This window comes from Streptomyces sp. CA-249302, from assembly GCF_050936785.1.
Classification (GTDB): Bacteria; Actinomycetota; Actinomycetes; order Streptomycetales; family Streptomycetaceae; genus Streptomyces.
Map to the genome: position 1 here is coordinate 3,239,734 of NZ_JBNJMG010000001.1, position 22,509 is coordinate 3,262,242.

Here is a 22,509-nt window from a genome sequence, read left to right on the forward strand (position 1 = left end):
CCCGTTGAGGAAAAGAGACTTCAGCCCCCGGTGAGTTGCCCGGCCGACGGGACCTGGTCCGTCACCTCGGCGCCCGCGCTCTTCCCCGCGTCCTTGACCTTGTTGATGATGTCGTCGAAGGAGCCGACCGTGTCGTCGGTGGAATCGCCCTTGCGGAGTTTCGACGGGAGGTCCTTGAGGGCGTCGATGCCGGCGCTGAGCGGGGCCAGGGCCTTGGAGAGGGTCGGGTCGCCCTGGGCGTTGCGGGTGGCCGCCTTGAGGCGGTTGTAGGCGAAGGCTCCCGCGAGGCCCGCCTTCACCAGGGCGAACCTGCGTCCCTTGGTGCCCTTCTTGAACTTGCCGGCCTTCCAGGGCTTCACGATCCACTGGTACGTCGCCCCGGCCGCGAGCCCGGCGTTCGCCACGAAGCGGGTCTTGGCGAACTTCTGCCGTTCGGCCGAGGTGGTGGGGCTGGGGGTGTCGGCTGCGGCGGCCACGACCGCTGCGGTGTCCTGGGCGGCGTCGGTCCCGCTGTTTCCGCAGGCGGTGGCGCCTGCGAGGAGGGCGCAGCAGAGGGTGAGCGCCACGAAGAGGCGCCGCATCGGTACGGGCACGGGGTCCTCCGGGGTGTGCTCCCCGAGTCGGTGTTCCTCCGGCAGCCTGCCCCGGACCGGCGCCCTCCGCCACTCGGGCGAACCCGATCGGGTTTCATCCGGGAAGTCGCGGCAATCCGGAAAGCATGTCTCGATACAGCAGTGGCAATCGGGCCGGGGCGGTCGTCGCGATCGTCGCCGACATCATGGCGCTCTTCCTGGGCCTGTGGATTCTGATGTACCTGCTGGACGCCAACCGCGCCAACCAACTGGTGCAGTTCGTCCATGACGTGGCCGACTGGCTGGCCGGCTGGTCGCGTGACCTGTTCACCTTCGACAAGGCCTGGGCCCGCGTGGTCGCCGGCTACGGCCTCGCGGCGGTGGTCTACCTCTTCGTCGGCCACGCGATCGCCGGCCGGATGCAACGTCACTGAGCGGACCGGTACGCCTCACGTCGTCCGGTCACCCAGCGCTCGACCTGGTCGACCGACTCCGCCATCGGGCGTCCCGTGGTGTCGATCAGGTCGGTGCGCCAACGCGGGTCCTCGGCGGTCCACCCGGTCCAACGGTGCCAGGCCATCTCCGGCCAGCTGCCGTCGATCACGACCTCGGGCCTGAACCGCGGGTCGCGGGCGTGGCCGCGATGCCAGGCGGCCCAGCCGCAGAAGGCGTCGACGGCGTCCTGGTCCCAGCGGCCGCCGTCGCGCGCGGCGAGCCGTTCGCGCCGTACCGGGTCGGCGACGTCGATCAGGCACACCGCGATCCCGTCCAGCAGCGGGGCCGAGGGGGCGGCGAGGACCTCGCCCAGCGGCGACTGCCCGGACAGCAGCAGGTCCAGTCCCCGGGCCTGGTACTCCAGCGCGCGACGCACCCACAGTTCGGTCATGCGGTTGCGCCAGTGCGGATGGATCGGCGGGTCCGGTACGCCGACCTCGTCGAACTCGTGCACCACCAGCCCGTCCAGCCGGTCCGCGACCGCGCGGGCGAGGGTCGTCTTGCCCGCGCAGCTGGATCCGGTGAGTTTCAGCAGCATTCGGCCAGGGTGGCCGCCGACGGCGGATTTCTCGACCGGATTTCCGACGGTACGAGGGTCAGCAGCAGTCGGGGTCCAGTCCCCTCGGCAGGTCCTCACCGCCGAACACCGTGCAGGTCGCGTCGTGGCCGCCGAGGGCGGCGACCGCGAGGAGGAGCGAGCCGGCGGTCCAGGTGGTGAGTTCCCGGGGCCAGATCGCCTCGTCCTCGAAGACGTAACCCGTCCAGTAGAGGCCGGACTCGGCGTCGCGCAGGTGCTGGATCGACTGGAGGATCTCCAGCGCGCGGTCCGACTCGCCCATCGCCCAGAGCGTGAGGGCGAGTTCGGCGGACTCGCCGCCGGTCACCCACGGGTTGGGGACGACACAGCGCACCCCGAGGTTCGGGACGACGAAGCGCTCCCAGCCCTCCTCGATACGGGACTTGGCCTCCGAACCGGTCAACGCGCCGCCCAGTACCGGGTAGTACCAGTCCATCGAGTAGCGGTCCTTGTCCAGGAACCGCTCGGGATGCCGGCGGATCGCGTGCCGCAGCGCCCCGGCCGCCAACTCCCAGTCCGGCTGCGGCTCCTCACGCTGTTCGGCGATGGCGAGCGCACAGCGCAGGGCGTGGTGGATGGACGAGGAGCCGGTGAGGAGCGCGTCGCCGGTGAAGCTGCCGTCGTCCTCGCCCTTCCAGCCGATCTGGCCGCCGGGCTGCTGGAGCCGCAGCACGTACTCGACCGCCGCGTACACGGCCGGCCACATGCGGTCCAGGAAGGCGTCGTCGCCGGTGGAGAGGTAGTGGTGCCACACGCCCACGGCTATGTAGGCGACGAAGTTCGTCTCCCGCCCGTGATCGGTGACGTTGGCGAACTCCCCGTCCTGGTACGCCGCGTACCAGGACCCGTCCTCGTTCTGGTGGAGCGCGAGCCACTCGTAGGCCCGCTCGGCGGCCTCGTGCTCGCCCGCCGCGTCCAGCGCCATCGCGGCCTCGGTGTGGTCCCACGGGTCGAGGTGGTGTCCCGCGAACCACGGGATCGCCCCGTCCTCCCGCTGCACGGCGAGGATGCCGGCGACGGTCGCGGCGGCCTGCCCCGCGGTGAGGACCCCGGGCAGGACGAGGTGTTCTGTCCGGGGGGTGGTCACTTGGCGGCCGCCCCGGTCTCGGAGAGGCGCGGCAGGTGCGGCTTGGTCGCGTACGCCACGAAGCTCTTGCCGATCAGCGGGTTCAGCGCCTGCTCGGCGACCCGGGTGGCCAGCGGCTTCTTCATGATGTCCCAGACCAGCAGCTTGTGGTACGCCTGCACGGGCAGCGCCTTGTCGTTGTCGACGCCGAACGCGCACTTCAGCCACCAGTAGGGCGAGTGCAGCGCGTGCGCGTGGTGCGTGCCGTAGGGCTTCAGGCCCGCCTCGCGGATCTTCCCGAGCAGTTCGTCGGCCTTGTAGATGCGGATGTGGCCGCCCTCGACCTCGTGGTACGCGTCCGACAGCGCCCAGCAGACCTTCTCGGGGCCGTAGCGCGGGACGGTGATCGCGATCCGGCCGCCGGGCTTCAACACCCGTACCATCTCGGCGAGTACGCCCTTGTCGTCCGGGATGTGCTCCATCACCTCGGAGATGATGACGACGTCGAAGGACTCGTCCGGGAAGGGGAGAGCGAGGGCGTCGCCCTCCATCGCCGTCGCGGTGGCGCCCTCCGGTGCCTCGCCGGCCTCCTTCATCGCCGCGAACCACTTCGCGACCTCGCGGATCTCCTCGCCGTTCTGGTCGAGCGCCACGACCTGGGCGCCGCGCCGGTAGCACTCGAACGCGTGCCGGCCGGCTCCGCAGCCGAGGTCCAGGACGCGGTCGCCCGGGGCTAGCGGGAACCGGGAGAAGTCGACGGTCAGCACGTGGCCCTGCTTTCGCGATTGATGTCGGCGTCGGTCGGTTGGGGGGCGCCGATCTTCGGGTCGCCGTCCGGTGAGGCCGCGGAGCGGCCGGGAAGCCTGGGCGCGGAGCGGCTCGTGGGGGCGGCGGCGGAGCCGGCGATCGCCGCGCGGTAGCGGGCCACCGTGCCCTCCGCCGCTCGGGCCCAGGTGAACTTCGCCAGTACTCGCTCACGTCCGGCCCGGCCGAGGCGTGCTCGTAGCTCCGGGTCGGAAAGGAGGCGGCTCAGCCCGGCCGCCAACGCGCCCGAATCGCCCGGCGGTACCGCGAGGCAGGTCTCGCCGTCGGGGCCGGCCACCTCCGGGATCGCGCCGCCCGTCGTCGCCAGGAGCGGGGTTCCCGTCGCCATCGCCTCTGCCGCCGGGAGTGAGAAGCCCTCGTAGAGCGACGGCACGCAGGCGACCTCCGCCGAGCGGACCAGGTCGACCAGTTCGGCGTCCGAGATGCCCTTGACGAACTCGACGGCGCCTTCGAGGCCGTAACGCTCCATGGCCTGCGCGACGGGTCCCTCGGTGGGTCGCTTGCCGACGACGACCAGGTGGGCGTCGGGGTGTTCGGTACGTACCTTCGCCAGCGCCTCGACCAGGAAGACCAGGCCCTTGAGCGGGACGTCGGCGCTGGACGTCGTGACGATCCGGCCGGGGACGACCGGGACCGACGGGTCCGGCGAGAAGAGGTTCGTGTCGGCGCCGATGTGGATGACGTGGATACGGTCCTCGCGGACGCCCAGCTGGTCGACGATCTCGGCGCGGGAGGTGCCGGAGACGGTCAGGACGGAGGGGAGCCTGCGCGCGACGCGCTTCTGCATGCGGGTGAAGGCGTACCAGCGGCGCTTGCCCCAGCGCTGCTGCCAGTTCTCGGCCGCGTCCAGCTCCAACTGCCGGTCCACGGTGATGGGGTGGTGGATGGTGGTGACCAGGGGCGCGCCGACGTCGCCCAACAGCCCGTATCCGAGGGTCTGGTTGTCGTGCACGACGTCGAACTCGCCGCGCCGGGCGCGGAGATGGCGGCGGGCGCGGAGGGAGAAGGTGAGCGGCTCGGGGAAGCCGCCGGTCCACATCGTCGCGACTTCCAGCGCGTCGATCCAGTCGCGGTACTCGTCGCGCTTCGGGGTGCGGAAGGGGTCGGGCGAGCGGTAGAGGTCGAGGCTCGGCAGCTCGGTGAGGGTGAGCCCGGGGTAGCCGTCGTCAAGGACGGGATACGGCTGTGAGCCGATGACCTCGACGCGGTGGCCGAGGCGGGCCAGCTCGCGGGAGAGGTGGCGGACGTAGACGCCCTGCCCGCCGCAGAACGGGTTCCCTTTATAGGTGAGGAGCGCGATGTGGAGCGGTCGCTCGCCGTCGGCGGCGGAGGCCTCCTGGGGCCCCGCCTGACTGGCCTCAGCGGTCACTCTGGGCCCCCTTCTGCGTGCACTGTCCCGCGAGATTACGCCGGGACGCTAATCTAGAACAAGTTTCAGACTTGATCGTCCAGGAGGCTCTGAATCTACCGGCAGGTAGGGGCACTGTGAGCAGTGGATCAGGTGATTCACGCCACGGCGGACACCCTGCCATGATCGGTGCGATCACCGGCCTTCACCGACTGTCACCGGACGGGACCCATGCCTGCGCAAACCAAGCCGGACGCCTCCGCGGGGACGTCCTCCCCGCCCCTCACGGAGCGGCAGGAGGCGCGCCGTCGGCGCATCCTGCACGCGAGTGCGCAGCTGGCCAGCCGGGGCGGTTTCGACGCGGTGCAGATGCGGGAGGTCGCCGAGTCCTCCCAGGTCGCGCTGGGCACGCTGTACCGCTACTTCCCGTCCAAGGTGCATCTGCTGGTCGCCACCATGCAGGACCAGCTGGAGCACATGCACGGCACGCTGCGGAAGAAGCCGCCGACCGGTGAGACGGCCGCCGAGCGGGTCGCCGAGACCCTGATGCGGGCCTTCCGGGCCCTCCAGCGCGAGCCGCATCTGGCCGACGCAATGGTCCGCGCGCTCACCTTCGCCGACCGCAGTGTCTCGCCGGAGGTCGACCAGGTCTCCCGGCAGACCACGGTGATCATCCTGGACGCGATGGGCCAGGAGCACCCGACGCCCGAGCAGCTCTCCGCGGTCCGGGTCATCGAGCACACCTGGCACTCGGCCCTGATCACCTGGCTGTCGGGCCGCGCCTCCATCGCCCAGGTGAAGATCGACATCGAGACGGTGTGCCGGCTGATCGACCTGACGGCGCCGGACGACGACTAGCTCTTTACGGCTCCTGTCGACAACTGGCTTTTGCGCAGCACCCGTTGACCGAGAGCGAGGACGGAGATCGTCCCGATCACGCCCGTCCCGGCGATGACGAGACCCGGCCGCAGCCACACGCCCAGCGTGCCGGACAGCGCGATGCCGATGCCCTGGACGGTCATCAGGCCGCTGGTCTGGACGGTGAACAGGCGCCCCCGGTAGGCCGGTTCGGTCGCGGCGAGGATCAGCGGGTCGAGGCCCTGGTTGAAGGCCATGCCCAGGCCGCAGAGCGCGAGCAGGACGGCCGCGACGGGGACGCTCGGCGTCAGGCAGAAGGCGGTCAGCGGGAGTTGGGAGACCAGCAGCAGGGGCGTGACCATACGGTGGCGCCGCGCCGGTGCCAGGCGGGCGACGGCGAGTTCGCCGGCCACCGTGCCGACGGCGTACCCCGTGAAGAGGGCGCCGGCCGCGGTGGTGGCGGAGCCGGTCTGGGCCGTGTAGGCGACGGCGAGCCCGTCACCGACCGCCGCGAAGCCGGGGACGGCCCAGGTGAGCAGGATCAGCCGGCGCAGCGGCGGGTGCGCGGCGATGTGCCGCAGCCCGTCCGTCGAGTCCCGTACGACGGCGAGCAGGGACCGTCCGCCGTCCGGCGCGGCGGCCGGTGTCGCCGGCGTCCACCGGCCGATCAGTACGGCCGACGCGACGAAGCTGACCGCGTCGGCGACCAGCAGCCACCGCGGGCCCACCGCCGCCACGGCCAGGCTGCCGACCGCGAACCCGGTCACCACCGCGCTCTGGCTGATCGTCCGCAGCAGCGAGCGCCCCAGCGGAAAGGTCTCCGCGTCCAGGAGCCGGGCCAGGCTGACGGCCCGGGCGCCCTGGAAGAGCGGGGCGATGAACCCCGTGACCAGCAGGAGCCCCAGCAGACCGGCGACTGGAAGTCCCGGGATCAGCATGGCCGCGATGCAGACCGCGCTGAGCAGGTCGCAGCAGACCAGCACCGGCCGGGGCGGGAAGCGGTCGGCGAGCGCGGACAGGACGGTGCCACCGACGGCGTACGGCAGGAAGGAACAGACCAGGACCAGCGCGGACAGCAGCGCGGACCGGGTGCGCTCGAAGACCAGGACGGACAGGGCGACTTCGGCCGCGAGGGTGCCGGCCATGGACACCGCGTGCGCGGCGAACACCGGCCGCATGCCCGGCACGCGCAGCACCGAGCCCAGGCCGGCGGGCGGCGCCGAGGCGGCCGTACGAGCCAAGTCCCCTCCCTCTGCGGCGGGTTCCCACCGGGCCCGCCCTGGTACGGGTGCGGGGCGGGCCCGGTGGTGCGTGCGCGTTTCCCTCATTGTGCCCGGATTCACGTGGTCGGTGTTTCTGCGGTTCAGTGGACGTGACGCATGGCGGAACACCTCCTCTCAGAGCGCGATCTCCAGGTGGTGCATCCCGTGCTCGGTCACGTTGGGCCGGGGCACGGGTTCGGCGACCAGGCGGGCCCGCGGGTGGCGGGTGCCGAGGACGCCGAAGACGGTGCGGGCCACCAGGACGGCGACCTGGGCGCCGAGGCAGGCGTGCGGGCCCCGGCCGAAGGCGAGATGACGGTTGGGCGTGCGGTCCGGGCGCAGGGTGTCGGGGTCCGCGAAGACGGCGGGGTCGCGGTTGGCCGCGCCGAGGAACATCGACACGATCTCGCCCTTGCGGATCTTCTGCTCGCCGAGCATGGTGTCGCGCACGCAGGCGCGGCTCTCGACATGCACCGGACCGGCGTACCGGACAAGCTCGTTGACCGCCTTGTCCGTGCCGACGACGGGCCGGTCCGCGGGCGGGATGCGGAGCAGGGTGAGCAGGCCGGTGACGAGGAAGCGGCTGGCGGTCTGGAAGCCGGCCTGGAGCACGACCCGCAGGGAGTTGAGCAGGACCTCGCGGTCGACGTCGGCGTCGGGTGCCCGGCGCATCGCACGGGCGGTGAGGCCGTCGGGCAGGTCGGTGTCGAGCCAGCGGCCGACGAGGGCGGTGAGTTCGGCGCGGGCGGCGACTCCGGGCTCGTAGCACTCGGGGCGCAGGCTCGCGTCCATGCCGTCGACGACGGTGTTGGACAGCGGCACGAACCAGTCCTGTTCGGGCTCGGGCACGCCGAGCAGCCGGGTCACGGTCCGCAGGGTGAGCGGTTCGGCGACCCGGGAGACGAAGTCGAAGCTGTCGTCGACGGCCGCGGCGGCGAGCAGTTCGTCCAGCCGGGCCCGCACGATCCGCTCCAACTCCCCCAGATCCACGGCCTTGAACCCCTCGAGCAGCAGATGCCGGACCCGGGTGTGCTCGGGCGGGTCGAGCGTCTGCAGGCTGAGCAGCGAGGGCGGGGTGTCGACGCCGACCCGCCGCCAGTCCTGACAGAAGGTCTCGGCGTCCCGCAGCGCGGTGAGCGCCTCGTCGTATCCGGTGACCAGCCACGCCTCGATACCGGGATCCCACAGCACGGACGCCTGCGCGTGCCACTGCCGGTAGACGGGATGCGGATCGAGGAGTACGTCGGGTTCGAGCAGCCGCATCACGTCCGGCGGCCCGGTCACGCTTCCCTGCCTGTGCGGCTCCATCGCCCTGTCCCTCCGGTCGGCACGCGGGGTGGAGGTGACGCTAGCGACGGGGAGAGACAGAAGAAGGGCCGGCCACGGGGGGCCGGCCCACTGCGGGAGGTCGGATCTGGCACTGCGTCAGGTCGGCCGGCCGGTCGCCGGCCACCGGTCGCTCCGGCTCCGGCTCCGGCTCCGGCAGCCGCGGGAGCGTGCGCGGCTACTCCTCCGGCGGGAACACCGGCTCCCCGCTGCCCAGCAGGGTGATCACGATCGCCTCCACCGGGCAGTTCTCGGCGGCGTCCAGGATGCGTTCGTTGGCGGCGGTCTCCGGGTCGGTCGGGTGGGACTGCATCGCGGAGTCGAGGCGGAAGGCGCCCTCGGCGCGGTGCGTGCACTGGGCCGAGCCGATGCAGACCGAGCGGTCGACCTCGACGTGCCAGCGGTCGCCCGCGCCCACGCTCGACTCCGCTCGTGCGGAAGGTGCCTCCATCCGCTCAGCCCTCCCAGCCGGCGGGGAGGTGGATCATCTTGTGTTCGAGGTACTCGCCGAAGCCCTCGGGCCCGAACTCCCGCCCCAGTCCGGAGTTCTTGTAGCCGCCGAAGGGGCCCAGCATGTCGAGGCTGAAGGTGTTCACCGAGTAGGTGCCGGTACGGACCTGCCGTGCGACCTCGATGCCGTGCGCGACGTCGGCCGTCCACACGCTGCCGCTGAGCCCGTAGTCCGAGTCGTTGGCGATCTTCAGCGCCTCGGACTCATCGCCGTAGGGCAGCAGGCAGATGACCGGGCCGAAGATCTCCTCGCGGGCGATGCGCATCGAGTTGTCGACGTCGCCGAAGAGGGTCGGCTCGACGTACCAGCCGCGGTCCAGGCCGGGCGGACGGCCGCCGCCGGTGAGGATCTTGGCGCCCTCCTCCTGGCCGATGCGGATGTAGTCGAGGTTGCGCTGCTGCTGGCGCTTGGCGACCAGCGGGCCGACCTGGGTCGCGGTGTCCAGCGGGTCGCCGACGACCAGTGCGCCCGCCGCCGCCGCGAAGGCCTCGGCGAACTCGTCGTAACGGGACCGGGGTACGAGGATGCGGGTCTGCGCCACACACGCCTGCCCGTTGTTCATCCAGGCGGCGGGCACGACCCCGGCGACCGTCGTCGCGACGTCCGCGTCCGGCAGCACCACCGCCGCCGACTTGCCGCCCAACTCCAGTGTCACGCGGGTGAGATTGCGGGAGGCGACCTCCATCACGCGCTTGCCGGCCGCCACCGACCCGGTGAACGACACCTTGTCGACCCCGGGATGCCCGACCAGGTACTCGCTCACCTCCCGATCGGCCGGCAGGATCGACAGCACGCCCTCCGGCAGCCCGGCCTCGCGCGTGATGTCGGCCAGGATGTACGCGTCCAGCGGCGACTCCGGCGAGGGCTTGAGTACGACCGTGCAGCCGGTGAGCAGCGCGGGCGCGAGCTTGGCGGCGGCCACGAACTGCGGGACGTTCCACGGCACCACGGCCGCGACGACCCCGACGGGTTCACGGCGGACGAGGATCTTCCCGAGGACACCGTCCCGCCGCTCCTCGTAGGTGAAGTTCCGCGCGACCGTGATCGCCGCGTCCCACACCATCATCGCGCCGAGCGCCTGCGCGAGGACGCTCCAGGAGTACGGCGACCCGTTCTCGGACGAGATCACCCGGGCGATCTCCTCGTGCCGTACGGCGATCGCGTCCTTGATCCGGGTGACGACCTCGATCCGCTCGTCGAGCGACATCCGAGGCCAGGGCCCCTCGTCGAAGGCCCGCCGCGCGACGGCCACCGCCCGGTCGACGTCCTCCCGCGAGGCGTGCGGCACCCGCCCGATGACCTCCTCGGTATGGGGCGAGATCACCTCGATGACGTCCTTGCCCAGGGGATCTGTCAGTTCCCCGCCGATGAACAGCTGTCCGTGTTCCACGAGCTCGGCCATCACCACTGCCCTCGTTTCTGACGGTGTTTCAGGAACTGATACCAGTTCTGGCCGAACTAGGCCAGGCCTAGTGCCGGATAGGCCCTCACCAGCGGGTTCACCGACACACCCGGAGGACTCACGGCAGCGGCGATCAGCCTGGCCCGGACACCCCGGCGGCGGCTGATCAACCGTCAAAGGACATGGACGAAGGCGCTCGTCGCCGCCGCGAGCAACGGAAGGCACACCACCGTGAAGTAGGGGAAGGCTCGTTTTCTGGTGACTCTCGAGCTGATCGTCGGCGGAGCGTATCCGGCAGGGTCGTACAACGCATCGAGCTCGGCACCCATGCGCACAGGGGCCTTAAGGCTTCCCTCCTTGAACTGGTAGACCCTCCCATCAGCGTGCGTGTAGTTCAGCAGGACGGTGTAAAGGCCTCCGTCCTCCCGGTTCACGCCCACACATCTCGCCTTCACCGGAATACCGCGACCACGCAGTGCGCGGTAAATGCGGATTCCGCGTATGTCCAGCAGGATGAGGGCGATACACGCGGCGGCGATCACCACATAAGCCCAGACACTCAAGAAACCCACCCCCGAGGACGCCTTCCACAGGCCCACCCAATGTGAAACGAGTTCTAGTTATAGTGGACAACGGCCGTGGAGCGGAGGGCAGATGGTGGAGACGTTCGATCATGGTGGGGGCATACGGTCCGTTCAGGTGCCCATTCCGGACAACCCGCTCGGGTACACGCTGGTGTACCTGGTGGACACCGATCGCGGGCCGGTGCTGGTGGACACCGGATGGGACGATCCCGCCTCCTGGTCCGTGCTCGGGGAAGGGCTGGCGGCCTGTGGGACCTCTGTCGGGGAGATCCACGGTGTCGTGATCACTCATCACCACCCCGACCACCACGGTCTGTCGGGCAAGGTGCGCGAGGCCTCCGGTGCCTGGATCGCGATGCACGCCGCCGACACGGCGATCGTGCGCCGTACGCGGGAGACCCAACCGGGGCGCTGGTTCGCCTACATGACCGCCAAGCTCACCGCCGCCGGCGCCCCCGAGGAGCACATCGCGCCCCTGCGCGACGCCGCCCCCCGCACCACCCTGCCCGGCTTCTCCCCCGCCCTGCCCGACCGCGAGCTCGTCCCCGGCGAACTCCTCGACCTCCCGGGCCGACGGGTGCGCGCCATCTGGACGCCCGGCCACACCCCCGGTCACGTCTGCCTGCACCTGGAGGAGGAGCACCCGTCCCGACTCCCGGGCCACGGACGCCTGTTCTCCGGCGATCACCTGCTCCCCGAGATCACCCCGCACATCGGCCTGTACGAGGATCCCGACGACGCGACCGTCACCGACCCCCTCGGCGACTACCTCGACTCGCTGGAGCGGATCGGGCGGCTGGGGCCCGCCGAGGTGCTCCCCGCCCATCAGTACGTCTTCACCGACGCGGCCGCCCGCGTACGGGAGTTGCTCGACCATCACGAGGAACGGCTCGCCGACCTCCGCGCTCTCCTCGTGGAACCGCTCACCCCGTGGCAGCTCGCCGAGCGCATGGAGTGGAACCGGCCCTGGGAGCAGATCCCGTACGGATCCAGGAACATCGCGGTGTCGGAGGCGGAAGCGCATCTGCGGCGGCTGGTGAAGCTGGGGCGGGCGGAGGCGGTGGCGGGGAGCGAGCCGGTGGCTTACGTGGCGGTGTAAACCGGTCGTGCGTATCGCGGGTGCGCTGCTACCAATGACCATGGAACCCTTGGAACCCTTGGAACCCTTGGAGCGGCTTCTCGCCGAACGCGCCTGTGAGCGTCTGATCCTCGACTTCGTCCACCGCCTCGACCTCGGTGAACCCGCCTCCGTCGCCGGGCTGTTCACCGAGGACGGGGTGTGGGAGTGGCCGCCGCCGGGAGACGGACGGCGGTCCGCGGGGCGGGCGGAGCTGCGGGCCTACTTCGGGGCCCGGCCGCCGGACAAGCTCTCGCGGCGGATCATGTCCAACATCCGCGTCACGGTCACCTCACCGGACACGGCCGAGGCGACCTCGTACTTCACGACCTACCGCGTCGAGGGGTGGACGGGCGGCATGCTCCCGGCCGGCCCGCCGGTCCAGGTCGGCGACTACGAGGACGAGTTCCGGCGGGTCGAGGGCGGCGGCTGGCTGCTCGCCCGGCGGGTCCTGCACCTGCCCTTCGGCGGGCCCACGCCTCACGCCTCCGGGGCGCCCAGCGCATAGTCGAGGCCTTCGTCGTACGACATCGCGGTGCCCTCCTTGTACGCCTGCTCGTAGGCCTCGTCGCCGAGGCGGGCGCGCAGGGTGCGTTCGCGGGTCTCGCGGGCGGCGAGCTGCTGCGGGGAGTCCATCTGGGCGCGGCCGAGGAGTTCCCAGATGCGCTGGCCGACGCCCTGCACCCGGGCGGCGAACCGGCCGTCGCCGCCCCCCGCCTCCGCCTCGGCCAGCACGTCGAGAGTGAAGGCCAGGCCGAGCGTGTTGTGCAGCAGCCGGTGCCCGGTGAGCGCGGCGCGGCAGTTGCGGCGGGCCGCGTCGGTGTCACCGCGCATCGCGTCCATCTGGGCGACGATGGCGTCGACGAAGGACCTCGACCAGCGTTCCCCGCAGCGCTCACTGCTCGTGCGGGTCGCCCGGGCCGCCTCGCGGGCCTTCTCGAAGTCGCCGCCGTACATGTGGCTGTAGACCACTCCGAGGCTGTTCATCACGAGGGCCGCGCCCCGCCAGTCCATGCCGATGAGCAGCCGGGGGTCCGCCGCGAGGGTCTCGACCGCCTCGGGCATCCGCCCGACGAGGGCCAGATACCCGCCCGTGAGGTAGGCGGCCGCCCTGATCATGGCGGGATCGCCGATCTTGCCCGCGGCGTCGGCGCACCGCTCGCCCCAGGCCCGCATCACGTCGAGGTCACCCTGGTTCATCGCCACCGCCCCGCGCGACCACAGGGCCAGCACGAGATCCGGACCCGGCTCGTGCTCCACCGCCAGCGCCCGGTCCAGGCACCACTGGGCGTCCCGTGGCATCCCGCAGTTCCGCCACAGGAACCCGGCGCTCCCCGCGAGCTCCAGCGCGACGCCGCTGCCGGGCTCGGCCAGCGCACCGTCCACCGCGGCCCGCAGATCGGCGTGCTCCGCGAGCACCCGCTCGCACCAGGCCACCTGGCGGCTGGTGTTCCAGTCGGCGCAGGCCTCCTGCGCGAACCGCCGGTAGTGCTCACGGTGCCGCAGCCGTACGGCGTCCTCCTCGCCCAGCTCGCGCAGCCAGTCGGCGCCGTACTCGCGGACGGTGTCCAGGAGCCGGAACCGCTCCGGGTCGGTCGGGTGGCGCAGCACGATCGACTGCTGGACCAGCCGCATCAGGGCGTCCGAGACCCGGTCGGCGGACAGCGGTCCGCCCGCGCCGACCCAGGTGGCGGCGACCGTGGTGAACGTACCGGCGAAGACCGACAGCCGCGCCCACAGCAGCCGTTCCAGCGGTGCGCACAGCTCGTGGCTCCAGCCGATGGTGGTGCGCAGGGTCCAGTGGCGGGGCGGGCCCTCGCCCCTCGCCTCACCGGCGAGCATGCCCGGGCGAGCGCCTCTGTCATCGCCGGCGAGCATGCCCGGGCGGGCACCTCCGTCGGCGTCCGGGAGCGTGCCCGGGCCGGCGCCCCCGTCTTCGCCGGCGAGCGTGCGTGAGCGGACTCCCCCGTCGACGGCGAGCATGTCGAAGCGGGCGCCCAGCCGTTCGCCGAGCAGTTCGTGGAGCTTCTCCAGGGAGTACAACGCCAGCCGGGCGGCGGCCAGTTCGATCGCGAGCGGGATGCCGTCGAGGATCCGGCAGATGTCGGCGACCCGCTCGCGGGCGGTGGCGTCCAGGACCGGCGCGGGATCGACGGCGGCCGCGTGCTGGACGAACAGGGCGTCGGCGTCGGCCACCGGCAGCGGCTCGACCTCCAGCACCCGCTCGCCCGGCAGCCCCAGCCGTTCCCGGCTGGTGGCGAGGACCCGCAGGCCCGGCGCGGATGCCAGCAGGTCCGCCACCAGTGCCGCGCAGTCCGGCAGCACGTGCTCGCAGGAGTCGAGGACCAGCAGCAGCTGTTTGTCCCGGGCCCAGAAGCACAGCGCCTCGGTCACCGACCCGGTCGTCTGGTCGGCGAGCCGCAGCGCCTCCATGACGGCGAGCGGCAACTGGCCGCCGGGCCGCAGCCAGGACAGCTCCACCACCCAGACCCCGTCGGGATACGCCTCCCGGGCCCCCTCCGCCGCCCGCAGCGCGAGCCGCGTCTTGCCGACCCCGCCGACCCCCACCAGGGTGAGCAGCCGGACACCGTCGCCGTACTGACCCAACTCGGCCGCGAGCCGGGCGAGTTCGTCGCGTCGGCCGATGAAGACCCGGGCATCCGACGGCAGGTTCCCCGGTCCGCGCACATTCTTCGTCCCAGACACGCCGACCAGTGTGGGCGTTTCGCAAGGACACATTCGCCACACCGTCACAGACGACAGAAAGATCACGCCGTCTGGACACTTCGCGGCACTTTCCGACGAGTTGCGCTCAAGTCCGTGTCGGCATGCGACGGAGGGTGGATATTCGGACATCGTCGCAGGGCGGCGACGGAGAGGGAGGAGGGGGCGCCATGGACGTCATGCACACGATGCCGATCACGCCCGTCCTGATCGGACCGCTGCTGGCCTGCGTCTGGCTGAGCGTCCGGCACACGGCGTTCGTCTGCGGCGGTGCGCTGGCACTGGCCCTGGCGATCGGCGCCTGGTCGGGCGCCCTCGGCTCGTTCGCGTTCGACGTCGAGTACGCCGGCCTGCTGCTGGCCTGCGCCGTCATACCGTACGCGGCACACCACCGCACGGCCCTGGAGGCGGCCGGCGCCCGGGCCCGCGAGGTGGCCCGTTCCACCCAGCACCTGATCCTGCGCCCGCTCTCCCGCGACCTGGCCGGCACCCATGTCTGCACCCGCTACCACTGCGCCGCCCCCGAGTCCGACGTCGGCGGCGACCTGTACGACGTCGCCGTGACACCGTACGGACTGCGCGTCCTGGTCGGTGACGTGCGCGGCCACGGCCTGGAGGCGCTGCGGCTGACCGCGGCGACCATCGCCGCCTTCCGTGAACTGGCGTACACCGCGCCCGATCTGCCCGCCCTCGTCACGGACCTCGACAAGCGGCTGGCCCCGGAGCTGGACGCGGAGGACTTCGTCACGGCCGTGCTCGCCGAGTTCGGGCCCGGCGAGGTACGGCTGGTCAACTGCGGGCATCCGGCGCCGCTGCGGGCCGGGCAGCAGGTGGAGCTGCTCGAACCCTTCGCGCCGGTACCGCCGTTGGGGCTGCGGCCCGACCCGCGCCAGTACCGGGTGCGGCTGCAGCCCGGCGACCGGCTGCTCCTCTACACCGACGGTCTCACCGAGGCCCGGGCCGCCGACGGCACGCTGTTCCCGCTGCTCGCGGAGGCGACCCGCGCGCTGCGCGAACCGCTCCCCGACGACGCGCTCGACTCCCTGTACGCCCGGGTCGTCGCCCACACCGGCGCCCGCCCCACCGACGACCTGGCCCTGGTCCTGTGCCAGCCGGCCGAGGTGCCGGTGGCGCTGATGTCCACCAACCGGCTCTGACCGACTCGACTGCCGCCGGACCCGCCGACTCCGCTGCCGCCGGACCCGTTCACCCCCGCCAGTACGTCCTGATCAACTCCTCGGCGTCACCGAGGAGTTCGACCTCGCGTGTGCTCATCGTCGGATTGCGGGAGCGACGGTTCCGGGCCTCCGCCAAGCCCTCCTCGGTGAGTTGAGACGGGTCGGCGAGCAGGGCGGCGAGTCCGGCGTGGGCCAGGTCGGACAGGTGCGCCAACGGCCCGTCGTCGACGGCGACCTGCGCGAGGATGACGGCGGACATGGCCCAGTCGAGCCCGGGGTGCCCTTCCTCCGCGTTGCTCCAGTCGATCACCACGGGCTGCCCGTCCGGCGTCAGCATCACGTTGTCCGGATGCAGGTCGAGATGGAGGATCCGGCCGCTGGAGTGCCGCCCCGGAATGCCGTGCAACTGCCGCAACAGCCCGGCCAGGATCTCCCCGCCCTCCCGCACGCCGAGCGTCCCGGCCCCGAACGCCTCCAGCATGGTCACCCCGGCCACCCGCTCCATCACCAGCTCGGTCCGCGTGGAGTCGGCCAGGCGGACGCGCGGCACGGGACAGCCGTGGGCGCGCACATGCTCCATGACCCGCCCCTCGGCGAGCGCGTCGCCCCACCCCTCCCGGTTGCGCCGCAGCACCCAGGTCCCGTCGATCTCGTACTCGTACACGTCGCAGGTGCGGCCGGAGCCGAGCAGTCTCCCCGTAGTCCCCATGCCCTGGAAACTACCCCGCTTCACAGGCGCCCCTCAGGCACCCGGTCACGTGCGGGTATGGTTGCCCAGTCGTCATCACACCCGTACGGGGGGAAGCCGGTGCAATTCCGGCGCTGACCCGCAACCGTGAACCGGCCCCCCGAGGCCGATGAGCCGGACTGCCCCGCGCGGAACGTGACCGGCTCAGGTGTGTCGGTGGTCCGCCGGCGCACGGCACCGTCGAGGAATACGGAGCCGAGCCGCCCGGGGTGTTCCCGTGCTGCCCGGCTCCCCCACCGGGAGAGGCACCCACCGATCATGAACGTCGTCCGCCGCAGCGCCGCGGCCCTGGCCGCCACCGCAGTGATCGGCACCGCGACCCCCGCCGTCGCCGCGTCCCCGTCCCCCTCGCCGTCGGTGGCGATACCCGACGGTCTCTACGGCACCACCGACCCGACGTACGACGGCGTCTGGCGTCAGTCGCTGGCCCTGCTCGCGCAGCACACGGTGGGTGTCGAGCCGGCCCGTGCGGCCACGAACTGGCTGGCGGGGCAGCAGTGCGCCGACGGCGCCTTCGCCGCCTTCCGCGCCGGCCCGGACGCGGCCTGCAAGGCCGACACCAACAGCACGGGCGCGGCGGTGCAGGCGCTCGCCGAGATCGGCGGCTACGAGGCCGGCGTCGACAAGGCGGTCCGTTGGCTGAAGTCCGTGCAGAACGAGGACGGCGGCTGGGGCTACTTCGCGGGCGGCGCGAGCGACGCGAACTCGACGTCGGTGGTGATCGGCGCGCTCGCGGAGGGCGGGGTGACGGTTCCCGACCTCCGTAAGGGCGGTAAGTCGCCGTACGACGCCCTGTTGAAGCTGGCGCTGCCGTGCGGTGACGGGAAGGACGGGGGCGCGTTCGCCTACCAGCCGGACAAGAAGGGGGAGTTGGCGGCCAACGCGGACGCGACGGCGGCGGCCGTGCTGGGGGTGCAGGGCGAGACGCTGGCGGGGAGCGCGCAGGACGAGGACGACTCCGCCGGGACCTGCCGGAAGGTCGACGGCGCCCTGCCCGTCCAGGCCGGTTCCAACGGCGCGGCCTGGCTCGCCAGGGCCCTCGCGAAGGACGGCCACCTGACGACGGCCCTCCCCGGCGCCGATCCCCAGCCCGACTACGGCAACACGGCCGACGCGGTGGTCGCCCTCTCCACCTCGGGCCTGGGCGCCCAGGCGGCGAAGCCCCTGCACTGGCTGGAGTCCAACGCGGGCGCCTGGGCGGCGAAGTCGGGCCCGGCCGCGTACGCCCAGCTGGTCTTCGCGGCGGCCGCGACGCCGGGCGGCGACGTGCACGACTTCGGCGGCGTGGACCTGGTCACCAAGCTCAACGCGACCGGCCCGACACCGGAGAGCGTGGACGAACTGCCGACGGCGGGCGCGAGCGACGCGAAGGGGTCGTCCGACGACTCCTCCTCCGACAAGGGCGGCCTGAGCGTCGCCTGGACGGTCGGCGGCGGCCTCCTCATCGGCGCCCTGATCGGCTTCGCCCTGATGCTCCGAGGCCGGAAGCGGCAGCAGTGAGGCGCCGGGCGATCGTCATCCTGACCGCGCTGCTCCTCCCCCTCTGGCTCGGCCCCCAGGCCCACGCCACGGGCTACCGCTACTGGTCCTTCTGGACCCACGACGCCGACCACTGGACCTACGCCACCCAGGGCCCCGCCACCGCCCACCCCGCCGACGGCGAGATCCAGGGCTTCCGCTTCGCGCTGAGCGAGGACTCCGCGGACGCGGCGACACCCCGGGGAACGGCCTCCTTCGGGGCGATCTGCGCGCGAACACCGGCGGACGCGGGCCGGAAACGGGTGGCCCTGGTCATCGACTTCGGCACGAGCGCGGACGCCCCGACGGACGAGACCCCACCGCCCCGCCGTACGGCCTGCGCGAGGGTCCCCTCGGACGCGACGACGGCAGAGGCCCTGGCCTCGGTGGCGAAACCACTGCGCTACGACACGAACGCTCTGTTGTGCGCGATCGCGGGGTATCCGGAGAGGGGCTGCGGCGAACAGGTGACGGCTGCAACTCCCCCTGAGAAGAAGGGAATCGGCCCGTCGGTGGGGCTGTGGGCAGGGGCGGCGGCGGTGGCGGTGCTGGGCGCGGCAGCGGTGTGGCAGGCACGACGGCGCAGGCGCCATGTCTGACGTACACCCCGGTGCCTGGTGGCTCTGGTCCCTGGCACTGGGCACCGCGGCCACCCGAACCACCAACCCCCTCCTCCTCGCCCTCCTGGTCACCACCTCCGCGTACGTGGTGGCGACCTGCCGCCCCGACACCCCTGCCTCCCACGCCTACTCCGCCTTCCTCAAGCTCGCCCTCACCGTCCTCCTCATCCGCCTCCTCTTCGCCACCACCCTCGGCTCCCCCTCCCCGGCACCCACACCCTCCTCACCCTCCCCGAGGCCCCGCTCCCCCACTGGGCCCAGGGCATCCGCCTGGGCGGCAAGGTCACCGCCGAAACCCTCGCCTTCGCCTTCTACGACGGCCTGAAACTGGCCACGCTCCTGATCTGCGTAGGCGCGGCGAACGCCCTGGCGAGCCCCACGCGCCTCCTCAAGTCCCTCCCCGGCGCCCTGTACGAGATGGGCGTGGCAGCGGTCGTCGCCCTCACCTTCGCCCCGAACCTCATGGCCGACGTCCAGCGCCTCCGTGCCGCCCGCCGCCTGCGCGGCCGCCCCGACAGGGGCCTCCGCGGCCTCCTCCAGGTGGGCCTCCCCGTCCTGGAAGGCGCCCTGGAACGCTCCGTCGCCCTCGCCGCCGCGATGGACGCCCGCGGTTACGGCCGTACCGCCGACGTCCCACCCCCGTCCGCCGTACGACCACCGCCCTCACCCTCGGCGGCCTGCTCGGCGTCTGCGCGGGGACGTACGGCCTCCTCACCGCCGAAGGCGGCGGCTACGGCCTCCCCCTCCTCCTCGCCGGTCTCGCCGCGGCCCTCGTCGGCCTCCGCCTGGGCGGCCGCCGCACCCTCCGCACCCGTTACCGCCCCGACCGCTGGGACGCCCGCGCCTGTCTGGTCGCCGGCTCCGGCGCGGCGGTCGCGGCCCTGCTCGCCCTCGCCTCCGCGCAGGACCCCGCCGCCCTCCACCCGGGGGTGATCCCGTTGATCGCCCCGGCCCTCCCCCTCTGGCCTGCGGCGGCCGTCCTCCTGGGCCTCCTCCCCGCCTTCATCGCCCCATCCCCGAAGGAGCCGTCGTGATCCGCTTCGAGGACGTCTCCGTCACCTACGCCGGAGCCGCCGAACCCACCGTCACCGGCGTGGACTTCGAGGTCCCGGAAGGCGAACTCGTCCTCCTGGTGGGCCCGTCCGGCACCGGAAAGTCGACGATCCTCAACTCCGTCAGCGGCCTGGTTCCGCACTTCACCGGCGGCACCCTGCGCGGCCGCGTCACGGTGGCCGGCCGCGACACCCGCACCCACAAGCCCCGCGAACTGGCCGACGTGGTCGGCACGGTGGGCCAGGACCCCCTCTCCCACTTCGTCACGGACACGGTCGAGGACGAACTCGCCTACGGCATGGAGTCCCAGGGCCTGGCCCCCGAGGCAATGCGCCGCCGCGTCGAGGAAACCCTCGACCTCCTGGGTCTCACCGACCTCCGCGCCCGCCCCGTCTCCACCCTCTCGGGCGGCCAACAACAGCGGGTGGCGATCGGCTCGGTCCTCACCCCCCACCCGCGGGCCCTGATCCTCGACGAGCCGACGTCGGCCCTGGACCCCGCGGCGGCGGAAGAGGTCCTGGCGGTCCTCCAACGCCTGGTCCACGACCTGGGCACAACAGTCCTGATGGCCGAACACCGCCTGGAACGCGTCATCCAGTACGCCGACCAGGTCGTGGTCCTACCGGCTCCAGGAGCAGCACCCCTCCTGGGCACCCCGGCCGAGATGATGGCCGTATCGCCGGTGTACCCGCCGGTGGTCGACCTGGGCCGCCTGGCGGGCTGGTCCCCCTTGCCACTGACGGTGCGGGACGCCCGCCGGAAAGCGGCGAACCTGCGAGAAAAACTGACCGATACTGCAAGCGCCCCAAAGGGGCGCGGGGCTGTGTCACTGTGCGGCGCCGCCGCGGGGCGCGACCAGCCACAAACCACCCGCACCCGCCAACACCCCGCACCCCCGAGCTCCCAGGCGCCCCCACCCCCCGCCGCTGGTTCAAACGAACCCCCACCACCCCGAAGTCCCCCCACACCGCCGAAGTCCACGACCTCTCCGTCACCCGATCCCGCACCCAAGCCCTACGCCACCTCACCCTCACCATCACCCCCGGCGAGACCATCGCCCTGATGGGCCGCAACGGCGCCGGAAAATCCACCCTCCTCAACACCCTCGTAGGCCTGATCGAACCGTCGACCGGCGAGGTACGAGTAGGCGGAGCACCCCCACACCGCACCCCACCCCGCGACCTCGTCCACCGAGTAGGCCTCGTCCCCCAGGAACCCCGCGACCTCCTGTACGCCGAAACGGTCGCCGCCGAATGCGGGGCAGCCGACCAGGACGCCCAAGCCGCACCCGGCACCTGCCGAGCCCTCCTCTCCGACCTCCTCCCGGGTGTCCCCGACACCACGCACCCCCGTGACCTCTCCGAGGGCCAGCGCCTCACCCTCGCGCTGGCCGTGGTGCTGACCGCCCGCCCACCCCTGCTCCTCCTCGACGAACCGACCCGCGGCCTGGACTACGCGGCGAAGGCCCGCCTCACCACCGTCCTGCGCGCCCTCGCCGCCGAAGGCCACGCGATCGTCCTGGCCACCCATGACGTCGAACTGGCCGCCGAGCTCGCCCACCGCGTGGTCCTGCTGGCCGACGGCGAGGTGATCGCGGACGGCCCGGCGGCCGACGTCATCACGGCGTCCCCCTCCTTCGCCCCGCAGGTCAGCAAGGTCCTGGCCCCGCAGAAGTGGCTCACGGTGGCCCAGGTGAGGGAGGCCCTGCGGTGAAGGTCATCCGCCTCGGCCCCCGCTCCACAGCAGCCCTCGCCCTCGTCAGCGCCGTAGGCGTCGTCGCCCTCGGCTGGCCCTTCCTCGCCCCGCCGACCTCCCAGGTCAACGCACACGCGGCCGACGCGCCGTGGCTCTTCGCCGGCCTCCTCGTCCTCCTCGTACTCGTGCTGGCCGCGACGATCTCCGAATCGGGCCTGGGCCCGAAGGCGGTCGCGATGCTCGGCGTGCTCGCGGCGACGGGCGCTGCCCTGCGCCCGCTCGGCGCGGGCACCGCCGGCATCGAGCCGATGTTCTTCCTGATGGTGCTGAGCGGCCGCGTCCTCGGCCCCGGCTTCGGCTTCGCGCTCGGCTCGCTGTCGATGTTCGCGTCCGCGCTGCTCACGGGTGGGGTGGGGCCGTGGATGCCGTTCCAGATGCTGGCGCTGGGCTGGTTCTCGATGGGCGCGGGCCTGCTGCCCGGGGCGGAGCGGCTGCACGGCCGGGCCGAGCTCGCGCTGCTGGCCGGCTACGGCTTCCTCGCCGCGTTCGCCTACGGCACGATCACCAACCTGGCCGGCTGGCCCTTCATGCAGGGCCAGGCCTCGAACATCGCCTTCCAGCCGGACGGCCCGGCCGCCGCCAACCTGGCCCGCTTCCTCCTCTACTGCGCGGCCACCTCGCTGGGCTGGGACCTGGGCCGGGCACTGTGCACGGTGGTCCTGACCTTCTTCCTCGGCCCGGCCGTGCTCAGGGCGCTACGCAGAGCCACTCGCCGGGCCGCCTTCGAGACCGCGGTCACATTCGAACCTCGTTGACCGGTGAAGCACCCCACATGACCCATGTCACCCACTAGCCTACCTAGTAGTGCATTTCGGACGCCATGCTCACGCCAAAACCACCCCTGACCTGCACATAGAGATCCAGCTCACACAAGCCCCATCCGCCCCACATGCGACCACAACTAGTAAAAGGGGTCATTGCGGACGGGCTCCGAGCCTGTTTCTCTGGACAACGTCGCACGGCGCCGACA

Annotated in this window: 20 protein-coding genes and 2 pseudogenes; 10 read left to right on the forward strand and 12 right to left on the reverse strand. The window is 72.2% G+C overall.

Annotated features, from left to right (window positions below):
- Positions 1-20 precede the first annotated feature (20 nt).
- Complete coding sequence (locus ACQEWB_RS14550; RefSeq protein ID WP_432830859.1) at positions 21-593, reverse strand: hypothetical protein; 573 nt, start codon at positions 591-593, stop codon at positions 21-23.
- 125 nt (positions 594-718) lie between these two features.
- On the opposite strand from ACQEWB_RS14550, the gene ACQEWB_RS14555 reads away from it, so the two are divergent.
- Entirely contained in the window at positions 719-1,006 is a 288-nt protein-coding gene (locus tag ACQEWB_RS14555; RefSeq protein ID WP_432830861.1) for a hypothetical protein, read from the forward strand.
- Here ACQEWB_RS14555 and ACQEWB_RS14560 read toward each other — a convergent pair.
- Genes ACQEWB_RS14560 through ACQEWB_RS14575 form a run of 4 tightly spaced genes read right to left on the reverse strand, consistent with a single transcriptional unit; the run spans position 1,000 to position 4,904 of the window.
- Positions 1,000-1,605, reverse strand: coding sequence for a hypothetical protein (locus ACQEWB_RS14560; protein ID WP_432830863.1), 606 nt, complete (start codon positions 1,603-1,605; stop codon positions 1,000-1,002). The genes ACQEWB_RS14555 and ACQEWB_RS14560 overlap by 7 nt on opposite strands.
- A gap of 58 nt (positions 1,606-1,663) precedes the next feature.
- Positions 1,664-2,731 carry a prenyltransferase/squalene oxidase repeat-containing protein gene (locus ACQEWB_RS14565; RefSeq protein WP_432830865.1) on the reverse strand — a complete coding sequence of 356 codons (1,068 nt, stop codon included), beginning with the start codon at positions 2,729-2,731 and terminating at the stop codon, positions 1,664-1,666.
- Complete coding sequence (locus ACQEWB_RS14570; protein ID WP_432830867.1) at positions 2,728-3,477, reverse strand: class I SAM-dependent methyltransferase; 750 nt, start codon at positions 3,475-3,477, stop codon at positions 2,728-2,730. Before ACQEWB_RS14570 ends, ACQEWB_RS14565 begins: the two co-directional genes overlap by 4 nt.
- On the reverse strand, positions 3,471-4,904 hold the full coding sequence (locus tag ACQEWB_RS14575) for a glycosyltransferase family 4 protein (protein WP_432830869.1): 1,434 nt from the start codon (positions 4,902-4,904) through the stop codon (positions 3,471-3,473). The genes ACQEWB_RS14570 and ACQEWB_RS14575 overlap by 7 nt, the downstream gene beginning before the upstream one ends.
- A 210-nt stretch (positions 4,905-5,114) precedes the next feature.
- Here ACQEWB_RS14575 and ACQEWB_RS14580 point away from each other — a divergent pair, with 210 nt between their 5' ends.
- Positions 5,115-5,741, forward strand: coding sequence for a TetR family transcriptional regulator (locus ACQEWB_RS14580; protein ID WP_432830871.1), 627 nt, complete (start codon positions 5,115-5,117; stop codon positions 5,739-5,741).
- Here ACQEWB_RS14580 and ACQEWB_RS14585 read toward each other — a convergent pair.
- From ACQEWB_RS14585 to ACQEWB_RS14605, 5 genes are all read right to left on the reverse strand, one after another.
- Positions 5,738-6,982, reverse strand: coding sequence for an MFS transporter (locus ACQEWB_RS14585; protein ID WP_432830873.1), 1,245 nt, complete (start codon positions 6,980-6,982; stop codon positions 5,738-5,740). The genes ACQEWB_RS14580 and ACQEWB_RS14585 overlap by 4 nt on opposite strands.
- A 156-nt stretch (positions 6,983-7,138) precedes the next feature.
- A complete protein-coding gene (locus ACQEWB_RS14590; RefSeq protein WP_432830875.1) occupies positions 7,139-8,311 on the reverse strand; it encodes a cytochrome P450 in 1,173 nt (390 codons plus the stop codon).
- A 196-nt stretch (positions 8,312-8,507) separates the two neighbouring features.
- Positions 8,508-8,780, reverse strand: a complete 273-nt coding sequence (locus ACQEWB_RS14595; RefSeq protein WP_432830877.1) for a ferredoxin — start codon at positions 8,778-8,780, stop codon at positions 8,508-8,510.
- Between the two features lie 4 nt (positions 8,781-8,784).
- A complete protein-coding gene (locus ACQEWB_RS14600) occupies positions 8,785-10,242 on the reverse strand; it encodes an aldehyde dehydrogenase (protein ID WP_432830879.1) in 1,458 nt (485 codons plus the stop codon).
- Between the two features lie 173 nt (positions 10,243-10,415).
- Positions 10,416-10,805 (reverse strand): hypothetical protein, encoded by a 390-nt coding sequence (locus ACQEWB_RS14605; protein ID WP_432830881.1) that lies wholly within the window; start codon positions 10,803-10,805, stop codon positions 10,416-10,418.
- Positions 10,806-10,896: 91 nt separating this feature from the next.
- Between ACQEWB_RS14605 and ACQEWB_RS14610 the strand changes: the two genes are divergently transcribed.
- Together ACQEWB_RS14610 and ACQEWB_RS14615 are read left to right on the forward strand one after the other, a co-directional pair.
- A complete protein-coding gene (locus ACQEWB_RS14610) occupies positions 10,897-11,925 on the forward strand; it encodes an MBL fold metallo-hydrolase (protein WP_432830883.1) in 1,029 nt (342 codons plus the stop codon).
- Between the two features lie 34 nt (positions 11,926-11,959).
- Positions 11,960-12,451 (forward strand): nuclear transport factor 2 family protein, encoded by a 492-nt coding sequence (locus tag ACQEWB_RS14615; RefSeq protein WP_432830885.1) that lies wholly within the window; start codon positions 11,960-11,962, stop codon positions 12,449-12,451.
- Here ACQEWB_RS14615 and ACQEWB_RS14620 read toward each other — a convergent pair.
- Complete coding sequence (locus tag ACQEWB_RS14620; protein ID WP_432830887.1) at positions 12,424-14,649, reverse strand: ATP-binding protein; 2,226 nt, start codon at positions 14,647-14,649, stop codon at positions 12,424-12,426. The two genes, ACQEWB_RS14615 and ACQEWB_RS14620, sit on opposite strands and share 28 nt — an antisense overlap.
- A gap of 188 nt (positions 14,650-14,837) precedes the next feature.
- Here ACQEWB_RS14620 and ACQEWB_RS14625 point away from each other — a divergent pair, with 188 nt between their 5' ends.
- Positions 14,838-15,824 carry a PP2C family protein-serine/threonine phosphatase gene (locus tag ACQEWB_RS14625; protein WP_432830889.1) on the forward strand — a complete coding sequence of 329 codons (987 nt, stop codon included), beginning with the start codon at positions 14,838-14,840 and terminating at the stop codon, positions 15,822-15,824.
- 49 nt (positions 15,825-15,873) lie between these two features.
- Here the strand turns inward: ACQEWB_RS14625 and ACQEWB_RS14630 are convergent, their stop codons facing one another.
- On the reverse strand, positions 15,874-16,554 hold the full coding sequence (locus ACQEWB_RS14630; protein WP_432830891.1) for a phosphotransferase: 681 nt from the start codon (positions 16,552-16,554) through the stop codon (positions 15,874-15,876).
- Between the two features lie 297 nt (positions 16,555-16,851).
- Between ACQEWB_RS14630 and ACQEWB_RS14635 the strand changes: the two genes are divergently transcribed.
- From ACQEWB_RS14635 to ACQEWB_RS14655, 5 genes and pseudogenes are all read left to right on the forward strand, one after another.
- Positions 16,852-18,093, forward strand: a complete 1,242-nt coding sequence (locus ACQEWB_RS14635) for a prenyltransferase/squalene oxidase repeat-containing protein (RefSeq protein ID WP_432830893.1) — start codon at positions 16,852-16,854, stop codon at positions 18,091-18,093.
- Positions 18,090-18,710 (forward strand): SCO2322 family protein, encoded by a 621-nt coding sequence (locus ACQEWB_RS14640; RefSeq protein WP_432830895.1) that lies wholly within the window; start codon positions 18,090-18,092, stop codon positions 18,708-18,710. Before ACQEWB_RS14635 ends, ACQEWB_RS14640 begins: the two co-directional genes overlap by 4 nt.
- Positions 18,703-19,765 (forward strand): annotated as a pseudogene (locus ACQEWB_RS14645) (energy-coupling factor transporter transmembrane component T). Before ACQEWB_RS14640 ends, ACQEWB_RS14645 begins: the two are co-directional and overlap by 8 nt.
- A pseudogene (locus ACQEWB_RS14650) lies at positions 19,762-21,497 on the forward strand (ABC transporter ATP-binding protein). The pseudogenes ACQEWB_RS14645 and ACQEWB_RS14650 overlap by 4 nt, the downstream one beginning before the upstream one ends.
- Positions 21,494-22,294, forward strand: a complete 801-nt coding sequence (locus tag ACQEWB_RS14655; RefSeq protein ID WP_432830897.1) for an ECF transporter S component — start codon at positions 21,494-21,496, stop codon at positions 22,292-22,294. Before ACQEWB_RS14650 ends, ACQEWB_RS14655 begins: the two are co-directional and overlap by 4 nt.
- Positions 22,295-22,509: the final 215 nt, after the last annotated feature.